At 66.5% G+C, this 14,640-nt stretch carries 14 protein-coding genes; 7 read left to right on the forward strand and 7 right to left on the reverse strand.

Annotated elements, in window-relative coordinates; all coding sequences use genetic code 11:
- The first annotated feature begins 87 nt into the window (after positions 1–87).
- Complete coding sequence (locus tag ACY9XZ_RS09170) at positions 88–381, forward strand: DUF6432 family protein (protein WP_463456725.1); 294 nt, start codon at positions 88–90, stop codon at positions 379–381.
- 22 nt (positions 382–403) lie between these two features.
- Here ACY9XZ_RS09170 and ACY9XZ_RS09175 read toward each other — a convergent pair whose 3' ends face one another.
- Positions 404–1,582, reverse strand: a complete 1,179-nt coding sequence (locus ACY9XZ_RS09175) for an MBL fold metallo-hydrolase (RefSeq protein ID WP_463456726.1) — start codon at positions 1,580–1,582, stop codon at positions 404–406.
- Between the two features lie 70 nt (positions 1,583–1,652).
- On the opposite strand from ACY9XZ_RS09175, the gene ACY9XZ_RS09180 reads away from it, so the two are divergent.
- On the forward strand, positions 1,653–2,255 hold the full coding sequence (locus tag ACY9XZ_RS09180; RefSeq protein ID WP_463456727.1) for a transcription antitermination protein: 603 nt from the start codon (positions 1,653–1,655) through the stop codon (positions 2,253–2,255).
- Here ACY9XZ_RS09180 and ACY9XZ_RS09185 read toward each other — a convergent pair.
- The 4 genes from ACY9XZ_RS09185 to ACY9XZ_RS09200 all read right to left on the reverse strand — a co-directional run bounded on the left by ACY9XZ_RS09185 (position 2,252) and on the right by ACY9XZ_RS09200 (position 6,626).
- Positions 2,252–3,862, reverse strand: a complete 1,611-nt coding sequence (locus tag ACY9XZ_RS09185; protein WP_463456728.1) for a hypothetical protein — start codon at positions 3,860–3,862, stop codon at positions 2,252–2,254. The genes ACY9XZ_RS09180 and ACY9XZ_RS09185 overlap by 4 nt on opposite strands.
- Entirely contained in the window at positions 3,859–4,599 is a 741-nt protein-coding gene (locus tag ACY9XZ_RS09190; protein WP_463456729.1) for an ABC transporter ATP-binding protein, read from the reverse strand. Before ACY9XZ_RS09190 ends, ACY9XZ_RS09185 begins: the two co-directional genes overlap by 4 nt.
- 305 nt (positions 4,600–4,904) lie before the next feature.
- On the reverse strand, positions 4,905–6,275 hold the full coding sequence (locus ACY9XZ_RS09195) for an RNB domain-containing ribonuclease (protein WP_463456730.1): 1,371 nt from the start codon (positions 6,273–6,275) through the stop codon (positions 4,905–4,907).
- 66 nt (positions 6,276–6,341) lie between these two features.
- Positions 6,342–6,626, reverse strand: a complete 285-nt coding sequence (locus ACY9XZ_RS09200) for a DUF7562 family protein (protein WP_463456731.1) — start codon at positions 6,624–6,626, stop codon at positions 6,342–6,344.
- A 128-nt stretch (positions 6,627–6,754) separates the two neighbouring features.
- Here ACY9XZ_RS09200 and ACY9XZ_RS09205 point away from each other — a divergent pair, with 128 nt between their 5' ends.
- The 4 genes from ACY9XZ_RS09205 to ACY9XZ_RS09220 all read left to right on the forward strand — a co-directional run bounded on the left by ACY9XZ_RS09205 (position 6,755) and on the right by ACY9XZ_RS09220 (position 11,367).
- A complete protein-coding gene (locus ACY9XZ_RS09205; RefSeq protein ID WP_463456732.1) occupies positions 6,755–8,335 on the forward strand; it encodes a bacterio-opsin activator domain-containing protein in 1,581 nt (526 codons plus the stop codon).
- A gap of 255 nt (positions 8,336–8,590) precedes the next feature.
- Entirely contained in the window at positions 8,591–9,562 is a 972-nt protein-coding gene (locus ACY9XZ_RS09210; RefSeq protein ID WP_463456733.1) for a phytoene/squalene synthase family protein, read from the forward strand.
- Between the two features lie 48 nt (positions 9,563–9,610).
- Positions 9,611–10,336, forward strand: a complete 726-nt coding sequence (locus ACY9XZ_RS09215; RefSeq protein WP_463456734.1) for a lycopene cyclase domain-containing protein — start codon at positions 9,611–9,613, stop codon at positions 10,334–10,336.
- Complete coding sequence (locus tag ACY9XZ_RS09220; RefSeq protein ID WP_463456735.1) at positions 10,327–11,367, forward strand: Brp/Blh family beta-carotene 15,15'-dioxygenase; 1,041 nt, start codon at positions 10,327–10,329, stop codon at positions 11,365–11,367. The genes ACY9XZ_RS09215 and ACY9XZ_RS09220 overlap by 10 nt, the downstream gene beginning before the upstream one ends.
- A 26-nt stretch (positions 11,368–11,393) precedes the next feature.
- On the opposite strand, the gene ACY9XZ_RS09225 is transcribed toward ACY9XZ_RS09220, so the two are convergent.
- Complete coding sequence (locus ACY9XZ_RS09225) at positions 11,394–11,654, reverse strand: hypothetical protein (RefSeq protein WP_463456736.1); 261 nt, start codon at positions 11,652–11,654, stop codon at positions 11,394–11,396.
- 180 nt (positions 11,655–11,834) lie between these two features.
- On the reverse strand, positions 11,835–12,425 hold the full coding sequence (locus ACY9XZ_RS09230; protein WP_463456737.1) for a 50S ribosomal protein L15e: 591 nt from the start codon (positions 12,423–12,425) through the stop codon (positions 11,835–11,837).
- 256 nt (positions 12,426–12,681) lie between these two features.
- Here ACY9XZ_RS09230 and ACY9XZ_RS09235 point away from each other — a divergent pair, with 256 nt between their 5' ends.
- Positions 12,682–14,628, forward strand: coding sequence for an aldehyde ferredoxin oxidoreductase family protein (locus ACY9XZ_RS09235; RefSeq protein ID WP_463456738.1), 1,947 nt, complete (start codon positions 12,682–12,684; stop codon positions 14,626–14,628).
- Positions 14,629–14,640: the final 12 nt, after the last annotated feature.

Here is a 14,640-nt window from a genome sequence, read left to right on the forward strand (position 1 = left end):
ACCGTTGTTGTACAATTCGCTGCACGGGGCGTACATATCAGAATTCCGAGGGACAAAGATTAGACCCAGCCGGTTTTAGGGGGACATATGAGAGCGAAGCCGGAGTATCGCGACCGGGACGACACGGAGGTTGCGGTGCTCGATGCGCTCGCTGACCGCCGCGATGAGGGGATGACCGTCTTCGAGCTTCGGTCGCGGACGGAGGAGAACATCGACCGGATTGAGGACGCGCTCGCCGCTCTCAAGGCGGACGGCCTCATCGAGGTCGAGGACAACGGGGAGCGGACCGTCATCCTCCCGGGAGAGGGCGTGGTGGGAGAGTCAAAACCGGACGAAGACGAATCGATTCTCGATCAGATTCGAAAACGGCTCCCGTTTTAACGGAGCGGGTTCCGTAGCGTCGTCACGCCACGTCCGATGGCGCAGCCGCACAGTTGTTCGGGCCGAGTTCGAGTTCGAACGCGGTATCGTCTTCGACCGTCGCTGTTCCGAGATTGATCGCAAGTATCCGCTCGAAGTTAGCTGGGCGCGGCGGGATGTCGTCACAGACGTACTCGACAAACGCCTCGCGGTCCATCCCGAACCCCGGGAGTCGGTCGCGGAGGGTACCGAGGGTGGCTGTGAACGTCCCATCGTTTGCCGGTGTGGTCGATTCGCTGTAGTGACCCGGTGCGACGCGTGTCTCGTCGGGGAGTGCTCTGAGTCGGTCAGTCAGCGTGCGGTGGAGGTCGCGGGCGAGATCACGAGCGCCGTCGGCGCCGGCTTCCAGATCCGGGCGGGCGACGCTGTCGAGGAAGACGCTGTCGCCGGCTAGGAGCACGTCGCCGACAGTGAAGCCCGTCATGCCGGTCGTGTGGCCGGGCAGCGGGTGGGGCTCCAGCGTGGCCGACCCGACCCGTAGCGTCTCGCTGTCAGCCAGTTCGGTTACGTCGTCGACGCCGCGTGCGGCCGCCTGTTCGGAGAGAACCGGTTCGGCGTCGGTCTCGGCGGCGAGGCGGCGGATTCCGCTGACGTGGTCGGCGTGGACGTGCGTGTCGATGGCGTACGTGAGCGAGGCGTCGCGGTCGGCGGCGTCGGCGACGTACCGGTCGGTAAACGCTCGGAGCGGGTCGACGACGGCGGCCGAACCGTCGCTGACGACCATGTAGCCGAGACAGCCCGACGACGGGCGGCGGTACTGGAGGACGGTCGCGGCGTCGCAGGTGATCTCTTGGGCCTCGTAGAGCCGCGCCCACCCCTCCATGCCGTCGCTGAGGTTCCGTGCCTCGAAGCCGTGTTCAGTCAGCAAGCCGGCGACGAAGGCGCTGGCCTCGCCGCGGCCACAGACGACCGTTATCGGGCCGGTGCCGGCCACGTCGGCGACGATGTCGTCCACCTCGCCGGTCACCTTCGCCTGGAGGAACTTCGTAAATGGGAGCTGTGTCGCCGTCACCGACTCGCCGCGAATCCGCCACTGCTCGTACTCGTCGCGGTCGCGAACGTCGAGCAACCGGAGCGACTCGTTGTCGTCCAGTTTCGCCTGCAACGCTGCCACAGACAGGGAGGGCGGGTCCGTCGGCGGTTCGGGGTAGTCCTCGGCCATACTGGCTGTAGCGCTGCCCGGCGGATAAGTCGGGCGGGGATTTCAAGCCCGTGCCGCGCCCAGCGGACGTATGGACGCTGGAGCCACTATCGACGCCGTCCGCGACCGAACCGAGACAGAACGGAACAGACTGGGCTCGGACAAGGCACTCATCGCAGCGACGGATGCGACATTGGAGGCGGACGCAGTGCTCGCGGCGGCCGCGGCGCGCGAGTCCGGGGTCGCGACCACTCTCGATCAGTGGGCCACCGAGGCTGGCAGCGACGTGGCGACGCAGTTCGAGGCGGCCGCTACGGCTGCGGCGGAGCGGGCGGACCGTCTCGACGTGGCCGCTGGGGACGCCGATGGTTTCATCGGCTACCTCGAAACCGTCGATGGAACCGCCCGGCGGGTGGGTGCCGGCCTCGTCGCCGCGCCGCTGGTCGCCGACCGGTTCTACCTGCAGGTGGTGAGCTTCTTCATCAACGAGGCGGACGAAGGGCGGGCCGACACGTTCCGAGAGATTCGACAGGAGGCGTCTGCGCTCGCCGATGGCGAAACCGCACTCGAACGCCTCTCGGAATCCGAGCGTGAGACGGCAGCGGCGGCCGCCACCGAGGCCATCGAAGCGGCGTACGACGACTACGCGGAAACGCTGGAGGCGATGGGACTGGACCCGAAGCCCATCTGCTAGTCGAGCCGGTAGGTCGCCACGCGGTTGGCGGCATAGAGGAAGCCGGCGACAGCGCCAGCGACGGCGATCCCGACGGTCGTCACCAGCCCGCCGCCGAGGAGCCACGCTGTGTCGACCGGGAGCGAGAACAGGTCACGGACGGCGAGCAGGTACGCCAGACTGGCCGGGGCGACGGCCACACCGAAGACGAGGAAGTACAGCCCGAACGCCCAGCCGCTGGGGACCACAACTTCGTGGCCCTGCACCGACGAGGACTCGAACTTCGGGAACACGACGCCGGTTCCGACGGCGACCGCCGGCGCGGTGACGGTTGCGACGAGTGCGATTGTGAGTCCGGCGGCGAGCGTGACCGGCGGTGTCCCGGCCGCGACGCCGAGGCCGACGACCAGTAGCGTCGTGACAACGACACCGGGGAGCGCGCCCGCGAGGACGAGCCCGGTGACGAACGCCCGGCCGGAGACGTTGGCAGTCAGCGTCAGTGGCAGTACGCCCTCCTCGCCCCCGAGCGGATTGAGCGAGAACGCGGCACCGAACGCCGCCGCGCTGGCGAGGCCGGCGGTGAGCGGGAGCGTCGGCGGCACCACCCGCTCCAGAATAACGATCTGGAGGTGATACACGAGGAAGAAAAACGGCATAACCGCGAACTGGACAGTGACGGGGGCTCGCTTGGCCCGGAGCCAGGACTTCTGTGCGACCACGCGGGTCGCGGTTGGGACCCGTCCAGCCAGGAGGCGGTCCGAAAGCGTTCGCTCGTCGGCGTCGAACTCGTGGTCGGGCTGGACCGGATCGGCATACCAGGCCCGGCCGGCCAGCCACAGACACGCGACTGCGCCCACCGGGAACGCTGCGAGGAGTCCCACTGTGGCGACGGCGGCCGCGACCGGATTGCCGCCGTTCCCCAGCACGAGCAGGACCACGTCGGCGGGCCACGAGAGCGGGGACTGGGTCGCCAACTGGAGCACGCGGAGCTGTATCGTCGGAACGACCGTTATCGCGACCCAGCCAATCGGGAGTATGAGCGAGACGGCGGCCCCGACGCTTGCGCGGTGACTGGCGACGAAGGCCGAGCGGTTCGCCACCAGTTTCGTCACCAGCCCCAGACCGAAGCCGAGGACCGTCCCGAGCAGGGCAGTCGCCACTGACCCGACGAGGGCCACGACAGCGACGAGTACCCCGGCGCTACCGGCTGCGAGCCCGCCCACCAGCGCCAGAATCGGGCCGGCGAGCGCGAGTGACACGCGACCGGCCTCAGCGACCAACAGCCCGGCCGCCGCGTCCTCGTAGGGGACCGTCGTCAGCAGGCCGTCTGCAGCGTCGGGCTCGCCGGCCGACTTCACCGTGTGCTGGAGCGTGAAGAAACCGACGAGCCCGAGCAGCCCGACGATGCCTGCCGTCGTCGCAAGCCTGACCGTGTGCGGGTCGCTGTCGGCCAGGACACCGCCGAGAAAGAAGGCCGCTGCGCCGATAGCGAGACTGTAGATCATGATCCCCAACCCGCCGCCGACCAGCATGAGCGTCCCGCGCGTCGTGCCCATGAGTCTGCGCCAGGTGCGCCGCAGTTCCGTCCGGGCTATCAGGCGCGTTCGCCCTCCGTCCGGCCGCCTCATGGTGCTTCCGGCTGCTCGCTGGTCACGTCGAGGAACACGTCTTCGAGCGTGCTCCCCGTCTCGACGCCCTCTGTCAGTTCGGCCGGCGACCCCTCTGCGACGAGGTCCCCGTCGTACAGGACGCCGACGGTGTCGGCCAACTCCTCGACGACAGGCAAGATGTGTGTCGAGAGAAAGACCGTCGTCTCCGCGGCCGCGACCTCGCTGATGGTGTCACGCACCGTCCGGGCCGCCCGCGGGTCCAGCCCCGAGGTCGGTTCGTCCAGAAAGAGCACGTCGGGGTCGTGCAACAGCGCCTGGACCAGCCCGAGCTTCTGTTTCATCCCTTTCGAGTACGTCTCGACGCGCCGGTCGGCATCCTTGTCGAGGTCGAACCGGTCAAGCAGCGATTCCACGCGGCCCCAGTCCTTGTGGCCGCGCAGGCCGGCGACGTACTCCAGTTGCTCCCGACCGGTGAGTTCGTCGTACAGCGGCGGCTCTTCGGGGAGGAAGCCGATGTGTTCGACCACCGCGGCTCGGTCGGCGACCGACTCGCCCGCGACCCTCGCGGTGCCGCGTGTTGGGTTCGTCAGCGTCGTCAGAATACGAATCGTCGATGTCTTGCCCGCGCCGTTCGGGCCGAGAAAGCCGAAAACGCTGCCACGTGGGACCGTCAGGTCGAGGTCCTCTATCGCCGAGACGCCGCCGTAGCGTTTCGTCAACCCCTCGGTGACGATTGCGGGTGCTGGAGGGCACATACGGGCACTGCCACGCCGATTGGGAAAAGGTCTTCCTGTTGATACGCGACCCTCTGGGATGGTCGGCTGGTACTGTTTCGACTTGGAGCTGGAGTTTGAACAGCCAGAAAGCCCCGGCCGGTTGCCCAATCCAGGCTGGGTGGGACTGAAAGGGGCCGCGTTCTCAGCGACCCTCGACGACGCAAGCACTGGAGCGAACGGAGTGAGTGAAGGGCGCAGCGAATCGTGGGAGCTGAGAACGCGGGGGCTTTCTGGCTGTTTGTGACGGTAACTGCTGAACCACTCGCAGAAAAACGGACTAGCCGTTACTCCTCGACCGCTGCGTCAGCCGCATCCACGTCGGCATCGTCCTCGTCATCGTCGTCAGGATTCTCCACCACTTCGATGCCGCGGTTGTTGACCGCCGACGGGTCCAGCCCGACCTCCTGCAGGAAGTTCTTGTACTCCCGTTCGCATTGCTCGGCGTCTTTCTGGCGGTCGCTGGCGCGATCACACAGCGCGACGAGGTCCTCGGGCACGTCGTTGGTGTAGACGATCCAGTGGTTAATGAGGTCCGACAGGCGGCGGATCGGCGAGGTGAAGTGCCCGTAAATCTCGAAGTTCAGGGCGTGGTGGCCGCCGAACGGGTCGTTCATGTACTTCGCGCGGGGCATCACCTTCATCACGGCCCACTGGATCTTATCGAGCTGGCGACCGGGGGCCTGTTCGAGCGTTGCGTTGACGGCCTTCCGCGGGTCGTCCCAGGCGTCGCCGGGGATGGACACGCCGTCCAGTTCCTGGATCTCCACGAGGGCCTCGTCCCACTCGTCGGGGCTTGGCTGTGGGTGGACCCGGTACATCGCCTCGACGCCGCGGTTCCACATCAGCTCGTGCGTGACGGCCTTGTTGGCCTTCAGCATGCACTCCTCGATGATGGTGTGAGCGCGGTCCCGGGCGGGGTTGAGGACGAGCGACCCCTCCTCCTTGCGCTGTTCGTGCATCCGGTCGGCCAGCTCCCAGACCCGCTCGGTCTTCTCCGCGAGGTCGACACTCTGGTCCTCCAGCACGTCTTCGGCGGTCTCTGGCTCGTCCAGCAGGCGCTCGGCCTCGGTGTAGGTCAGCCGGGCGTCAGAGCGGATGACCGACTTGTAGATGTTGATCTCCTCGTAGCCGAGGTTCTCCTTGTCGAGGTGCATCTCGACGGTGTGGGCCAGGCGGTCCTCGTTGGGGACCAGCGAACAGACGGTCTCGGCGAGGACGGGCGGCAGCATGTGGACGGTGTAGGCCGGGAGATAGACGGTGTTCCCGCGCTCGACGGCCTGCTCCCACATCTTCGTGTCGGGGTTGACGTAGTGAGTCACGTCGGCGATGTGGACCCAGAGGACGATCTCGTCCTCGCGCTCCTCGATGGAGATGGCGTCGTCGAAGTCCTGGGCGTCGATGGGGTCGGTCGTCCAGGTCGTCATCTCCCGGAGGTCCCGCCGCTCGTCGACCTCGTCCTCGATTTCGGCCTGGACGCCCTGCGTGCGCTCCTTGGCCTCCTCCAGTACCTCCGGCGGGAACTCGTCGGGGATGCCGAACTTCTCGAACAGTTCCTCGCGCTTGTTCTCCAGATGTCGCGCCATCTCCGGGTCGATCTCGACGGGGCCTTGCCCCTCGGCGGTCCCGGCGGCCGCTTGCGCGTCCTCTGTAGTCATGTCACCCGGTACGAACAGGGCGTAGTTAGGGCTGTCGGGGTGGGATCGGACCGTGTCTGTCCCGTCTCACTCCCCGCGAGCGCCGCCTTCGGAGAGCTCCCGGAACCGCCTCAGAAAGGTCTCTCGGTCGGCCTCGCCGGCCCCGGCCGCGTCGAGCGTCGTTTCGAGGCCGTCGCGGGGCTGCCGGCACAGTTCGGCAAAGCAGTCCTTACAGAAGTGTTCGAACGTCTTGTTCCGGCGGTCCCACCGGTCGCCGTGTTTGTCGTACTCGCGGGCCTCGGAGCGTGGGATGGACTCGCCACACGCGATACAGGTGACCGATTCCCCCCGGGAACGCCGGGACCCGAACATACCTACCGATTGCGGACGACAGCGTTTAGAGGTTTTCGCACAGGCAACAGTTCTCCGTTCCGGGCCACACGTTTATTCACCAGCCGCTATTACACAGGGTATCGGCTATTCGGAGCCAGGGACACTGAATGAAGCCACCAGAGACACTCGCTCACTCGACGTTGGACACGCTGCCCATCAATATCGCTGTCCTCGACGACGAGGGGACGATCCTGTTTACCAACCGCGCCTGGCGGGAGTTCGCGGGCGACGAGGACGGGGAGATGGAGGGGACGAACTACTTCGCGACGACCGACGTCGACGCCGACGAGTACGCCGGGCAGGCGCTCGGCGGCATCGAGTCGGTTATCGACGGTGAGCAGGACCTGTTTACGATGGAGTACCCGTGTCACTCACCGGAGGAGAAACAGTGGTTCATGATGCGGGTCGCGCCGCTTCCGGAGGACGAGGCCGGGAGCGCCGTGGTCGCACACATCGATATCACCCAGCGGAAGCTCGCCGAACTGGCGGCCGAGCGCCGGAGCGAGGAACTCAAGGCCGAGCGCCAGAACCTCAAACAGCTCGTCGACCGGGTCGACGGCCTGCTGAAGGCGGTGATGGGCGACGTGCTGACCGTCGACTCGCGCGAGGCGATCCAACAGACCGTCTGTGACCGGCTGGCCACGGTCGATTCCTACCAGTTCGCCTGGGTGTCCGAACTGGACCTGCGCGACGAGACGCTGTCGTCGACGGCGCTGTCCGCCGACCACCCGACCACGCTGTCCATCCCGCTTGACGCCGACGACCCGGTCGCTGAGGCGGCCCGCACCGAGGAGATGCAGGTCGTGACCGGTGACATCGACGAGCAACACAGCCGACTCGCCGACTCCGATGTCGCGTCGGTCGCGGCAGTCCCGCTCGTCTCCGGCGAGTCGCTGTATGGCGTCCTCACCGTCTACGCCGACAGCGACGACGTGTTCGACCCCCGCGAGCAGGCGGTGCTGGGGACCATCGGCCGGGCGACCGCGGCGGCTATCGACGCCCGCGAGACCAGCCGGCTGTTGACCGCGGACAACGTCACCGAGCTCGAACTACAGGTCACAGACCCCGACGTGTTCTACATCGACGTGGCGAGCGAACTCGGCTGCTCGATGGAGTACGGCGGGAGTGTCCCCGACGGCGAGGAGACGGTGATGTTCTTCCTCGTCGAGACGGACGACCCCTCGGCGGTCTGTGCCGTCGCCGCCGACCACCCCCAGGTTTCGGGCGTCTCGCACGTCTCGACGGCGGACTCCTCGGCCCTGTTCGAGTTCACCGTCTCGGACCCGCCGGTCGTCTCCGTCGTCGCCGACCGCGGGGCCCAGACGGGCGATATTCTCGTCGAACCGGGGCAGGCGACGGTTACTGTCGCGCTCCCGGCCTCGATGGAGACCCGAAGCGTAGTCGAGCAGGTCCGCGACCGGTATCCGGAGACGGAACTGCTCTCCGTGCGGGAACGGGACGAACCGCCCGTCTCCCGGCAGGCCTTTATCGCGAACGTCGAGGACCGATTGACCAACCGCCAGCTAACGGCCCTCCGGAAGGGGTTTCTCGGCGGCTTCTTCGACTGGCCCCGCGACGTGTCCGGCGAGCAACTGGCCGAGTCGATGGATATCTGCCCGTCGACGTTCCACCAGCACCTCCGTGCGGGTGAGCGAAAGTTATTGGAAGAAGTGTTCGAAAACTGGTAACCAGTGCTTGCGAACCCCCTTGCCGGCAGCGGATGCCTGGCGCGGTTCCCGAAGCAGTTTGGTAGTCCGCTTATCCCGATAACAACCGTATATTCATGTAGTGATACGGAACCAGTGTCCCGTTTGGTGCCGGCGAACCGACGGGACACAGGCCCCCATGACAGCGGCGCACCCACGGGTCAACCGGACGATACGGACAGCCTGCCGGCAAACGCGCGACGCATCGCCCGCCGAATGACCGCCCGATAGCTTTCAATGCACTCCGATAACATCCAAACCAGCAAATCGATACAGCAGGAGACCGGACGGACGTTCCATCTCGCGACACGTCTGCTTCCGGAGCGTATCCGCCACCCGACGTACGTCATGTACGCGTTTTTTCGGGTGGCAGACGAGGTCGTCGACCAGACGGACGGGCCACCGCCGACCGTCCAGCACGAGCAACTGGAGGTGATCCGTGAGGCCGCGCTCGGCAACGTCGACCCCGCCGAAACCGACCACGAGGCTGTTCTGGCGGCGTTTCAGGACCTCGCCGAGCGCCACGACATCTCCGAGGAGACGATCAACGTCTTCATCGACGCGATGGAGATGGACATCGCACAGGCCCGCTACGAGACCTTCGAGGACCTCCGTGAGTACATGCGCGGCTCCGCGGTCGCCGTCGGCCACATGATGACCGAGGTGATGGACCCGCCACAGAAGGCGGAGGCCCTGCCCCACGCGACGGCACTGGCCGAAGCGTTCCAGCTCTCGAATTTCCTGCGGGACGTCCGCGAGGACATCCACGACTACGGGCGGGTGTACCTCCCACAGGAGACGCTCGACCGCCACGGCGTCACCGAGGCGCAACTGGCCGACGCCGAGGTCGACGACGCGTTCCGCGCGGTGATGCAGGAGGAACTGGCCCGGACCGACGAACTGTACCGCGAGGGGGTCGCCGGCATCCGGTATCTCCCCGAGGACTGCCAGTTCGGCGTGCTGCTGGCCGCAGTCCTGTACGCCGACCACCACCGACTTATCCGCGACAGCGGCTACGACGTGCTGACGGAGACGCCGGAGCTCACTCGACGCCGGCGGCTGTGGCTCCTCGCCCGCACGTGGTGGCACTGGCGGCGCAACGGCGACCCGGAGGCGACGTTCTACACTGTGAGTGCCGTCTCCGAGCGCGGCCCCGGTGAGACGCCGACAGACGCACACGGCCACGGCCAGCCTGCGTGGCGTGGATGACAGCCACGGGTCGGGCACCGTTTCTGACCCCCTGTCGTACCTGAACTAATGTTGCCCACGCTCACGTATCTCCAGTTCCACGCCCTGTTCGTGGTGCCGGTCGTGGCTGGACTGGCGCTGACGGCCACCTACCGCCTCGGGAGCCGCCGCGATGTCCTTACAGGGACGGCAATCCTCGCGGGGCTGGCGCTCGTCTACACGACGCCGTGGGACGGTGCGCTCATCCGACGCGGTGTCTGGTGGTACGGCGACGGCACCGTGCTGGCGCGGTTCTGGTCGATCCCCCTCGGCGAGTACCTTTTTTTCCTCCTGCAGACCGCGATGGTGGGGCTGTGGGTGGCCCGGTTTCGGGTGGACACGGACCGGCCACTGGCGACGCCGTTACGAACGCGGCTCGTCGGGCTTGCCGCCGCGCTCATCGTTGTCCTCGCTGGCCTCGCGCTCCTTCGCTCCGACTCGGGGCTGTACCTCGGGTCACTGCTGGTCTGGAGCGGGCCGATCCTCGCCATTCAGTGGCTGTTCGGCTGGCAGTTCCTCGTCGGGGAGTGGCGAACCGTCGGCGGCGCGACGCTGGTCCCGACGCTGTATCTCTGTGGTATCGATAGCGTCGCCATCCGACTCGGTGTCTGGACCATCTCGAAACAGTACACGACCGGCTACGCGATTCCCCTGCTCGACCTGCCGATAGAGGAAGCCGTGTTCTTCTTCCTGACGACGCTGTTCGTCGTGCAAGGGGTCGTGTTATACGTCTGGCTCATGGACAGATGGGAGTGAGCTACCGCAGTGCCGCCGAGCCGTCGGTTCGCGCGACCCTCTATCGCGTTGCGCTGGCCCCCGGCTGGGTCGCCAGTGCCGTCGTCGTCGCTCCGTTCCTCGCCGGGGTTTCGATACCCCCCGCGCTCCAGTACGCGCCGCTGGTCGTCAGCGCCGTCCTGCTCGGCCTCCCCCACGGCGCGGTCGACCACCTCGCGGTCGCACGCACACGGGGCGAGCGCCCGGACCTGGCCGCTATCGCCCGAATCTTTGCGCTCTACGGCGTCGTCGGCGGAGCCTACGCCGTCGCCTGGTTCCTCGCGCCCGCGGCGGCCTTCGTCCTGTTCATCGCGGTAACGTGGTTCCACTGGGGCCAGGGCGACCTGTACGCGCTGCGTGCGCTGGCCGACGCCGACCACCTCCGGTCGCTCCCCCAGCGAGTCGGGACCGTCCTCGTTCGCGGCGGCATGCCGATGCTGGTCCCGCTGCTCGCGTTCCCCGACTGGTACCGCCGCGTGGCGACGGACCTCGTCTCGCTGTTCGCGCCCGACGCCGTGGCCGCTATCGGCTGGGCGTTCCGGACAGACGTGCGAACCGCGCTCGCAATCGCCTACGGCGCGCTCGTCGTGGTGACGCTGGCCGTGGGGTTCACCCGCGCTGACGCCCGCCGACCGTGGCTGCTCGACGCCGGTGAGACGCTGGGGCTGCTTGCGTACTTCGCCCTCGTCCCGCCGGTACTCGCTATCGGCGTCTACTTCTGTCTGTGGCACTCGCTGCGCCACGTCGCCCGCCTCTTGCTGGTCGACGACGACGCCACTGCCGCGCTCGAAAATCGTGACTCGACAGCCGCCCTGGCGCGGTTCGCCCGCGACGCCGCACCGCTGACTGTCGCCTCGCTCGCCCTGCTCGGCGGGCTGTATTTCGTGGTTCCGAACCCGCCCGGAACGGTGCCGGAGTGGGTCGCGCTGTATCTGGTGTTCATCGCCGTCGTCACGCTGCCCCACGTCGTCGTCGTCAGCATCATGGACCGCGAACAGGGCGTCTGGGTGTAATCTCTCGACGGTCGGCGTTGCTGGCGTTACGTGAAAAGCAGGAGTAGTGTTCCGGAAACCGCGAGTACCGCGCCGAAGGCGGTGAACATCGCGACCCGTTTTTTGATGTCCGACGCCGTGCCGGTCACGAGACTGTAAACGCTCACGCCAGCCAGGAGTGCTCCACCGGCTGCCATGGCGACCCCACCGACAGCACTACCGGCGGTCCGTATCGTGGTGAACCCACTGACTCCCAGCGAGATGCCGATGAGCAGCAACGAGAAGTGGTGGAGTCGCGACGCGTCCATACCTCCGGGTGACACTACAGTGATAAGACCGTTCTGTTCCGAACGGCGAGAGTCGGAGACACGGACGGCATTAGTCCTTTTCTCGGCCTGTGGTTGGACCCATCCGGTCCTGCCGGACTCACTGTTCTTCGGAACGAACCCCTAGCCGCAAAAATGTCGGTTAGAACCGCTATGTCGGCGTTACTTGCCCTTGCCGCGGTTGCTGCGCAGCGACGGCCGGGTCTTCTCACTGCCCTTGCCCTTGCCGCCGAGGCCGCGGTTGCGGCGGCCGGCACCGGTCAGACCGCGGAAGACGCGGTCGGCCTGGTCGTCGGCACAGATCCACGACAGGTCGTCGTCGTTCTGGATGGCCGGGTGGTTCGGGTCGATGAGGATGACCTCGTGCCACTTCTGGCGGCCGTCCTGGCCGACGGAGTAGCTGTTGAGCACGCGCAGGTTCGGGAAGGTGCGGGAGGCGCGTTCCTCGGCGACGCGCTGGATGTCCTTCCGGCGGGTGATGCGCGTGACGCCCTGGCGCTTGGAGCGGCGGCCGGCCTTGTGTCGGCGCTTGCGCGCGCTGCCCTTGCGGACGGAGACGCGAGCGACGACGACGCCCTGTTTCGCCTTGTAGCCCTGCGAACGGGCCTTGTCGAGGCGGGTCGGGCGCTCGATGCGCTCGACGGCCCCTTCGTCGCGCCATTCCTGCTGGCGCTGCCACTGTAGTTCTGCGAGCTGTCCGTCACCTGGGTTCTTCCAGGCGTCTCGAATGTACGAATATGCGCTTCGTGCCATATGTATTCACCACGGGCGTTGCGTGGTTCAAGTCACGCGCGTAACTCACATCCCGACCTGCACACGCAGGTGCCCGCTGGTGCCCGTCGTCCAGCGAGTTACCCGGAGTTTGCCGTTCGGACTCTTAAGCGGTTCGGACCAGACTCGTGAGTGTGACCCGCTCACGCGGGGACAGTGCCCGATGAAACACCTCGGGTATCTGGGGTATCCAACACAAATCGTTAAGTTGTTCCCAGCCGGAGAGTCATGTATTACCATGACAGACCTTGGTGGTTTTCAGGACCACGTGGCGCGAATCGACCTTGGGGACGGGGACGTAGCCTACGAAGGTATTGACGAGGAAGACGCGAAAAAGTACATCGGTGCGCGCGGACTCGGCGTGAAGTACGTCTTCGATCAGGGGCCGGACGTGGACCCGCTGGGACCGGACAACCTGCTGGCGTTCATGAACGGGCCGCTGACGGGGACGCAGGTGACGATGAGCGGTCGTATCGCCATCTGCACGAAGTCGCCGCTGACGGGGACGGTCACGGACTCCCACCACGGCGGCTGGTCGGGTGCGCGGCTGAAGTGGTCGGGCTTCGACGGCCTCCTCTTCGAGGGGCAGGCCGACGAGCCGGTGTACGCGCTCGTCGAAGACGGCGAAGTGGAACTCCGCGATGCCTCCCATCTCTGGGGCCAGGGCGTCCACGACACCATCGACGACCTCGAAGGCGAGATCGAGGGCGGCTCGCTGGGCAAGAACCTCTCGGTGATGGCCATCGGACAGGGCGGGGAAAACGAGGTCAAGTACGCCTGTATCATCAACGAAGACGACCGCGCGTCGGGTCGCGGTGGCACCGGCTGTGTGATGGGCAACAAGAACCTCAAAGCCGTCGTCGTCAAGTCCAGCACCCGGATGCCCAAACCGAAGGATCAGGAGACGTTCCAGGAGGGCCACAAGCAGGCGATGCAGGTCATCCAAGAGTCCGACGTGACCGCGCCTAACGAGGGCGGGCTCTCGATGTACGGGACCAACGTCCTGATGAACCTCACGGAGGAGATGGACGGCCTCCCGACCAAGAACGCGAAGTACTCCTCGACGCGGTCGATGTCCGACGCCGAGGGCGACGGCGAGCGCATCATCGACTCGGAGAACGTCTCGGGCGAGAACGTCCGGGAGAACATCCTGGTCGACGAGCCGACCTGTCACTCCTGTCCGGTCGCCTGCAAGAAGGAAGTCGAAGTGCAGGCCATGCACAAGGGCGAGGAGATGAACGTCCGCACCGAATCCTACGAGTACGAGTCCGCGTGGGCGCTGGGACCGAACTCCGGCCACGTCGAACGGGACAAGATCGCCGTGATGCTCGAACGGTGCAACGACGTCGGCGTCGACACCATCGACGTGGGTAACACCATGGCGATGGCGATGGAGATGACCGAGGAGGGCAAGTTCGACGACCTCGGCGACGGCATCGACTGGGGCGACGCCGACGAGATGATCGACATGATCGACATGATCGCCACCCGCGAGACGGAGCTCGCGGACCACCTCGCCGAGGGGCCGGACCACCTCGCCGAGGAGTTCGACGCCCACACCAACTCCCTCGCCGTCAAGGGCCAGACGATGGCCGCCTACGACCCCCGCTGCATGAAGGGGATGGCAATCGGGTACGCCACCTCGAACCGCGGCGCGTGCCACCTGCGCGGGTACACGCCGGCGGCCGAGATTCTGGGCATTCCGGAGAAGGTCGACCCGCGAGAGTGGGAGGGCAAAGGCGAGCTGTGTGCCACCTTCCAGGACCTCCACGCCATCAGCGACTCCTTCGACATCTGCAAGTTCAACGCCTTCGCGGAGGGCATCGAGGAGTACGTCCTGCAGTACAACGGCATGACCGGACTGGACGTGAGTGAGGAGGAACTGATGGAAGCCGGCGAGCGCATCTACAACCTCGAACGGTACTACAACAACCTCGCGGGCTTCGACGGGAGCGACGACGACCTCCCGAACCGGTTCGTGGAGGGCGACGAACACGCGATGCCGGCCCAGGGTGGCTCCGAGGGCGAACTCGCGGAGCTCTCGAAGATGAAAGCGGAGTACTACGAGGTGCGCGACTGGGAGGACGGCGTCGTCACCGACGAAAAGCTCGACGAACTGGGTATCGACATTGGCCCCGGTACCGGCGTCAGTTCCGGCGGCGCAGCGGCACCGAGCGACGACTGAGACAGCGCCGAC

It is taken from the genome of Haloarcula sp. HT12 (assembly GCF_055271655.1).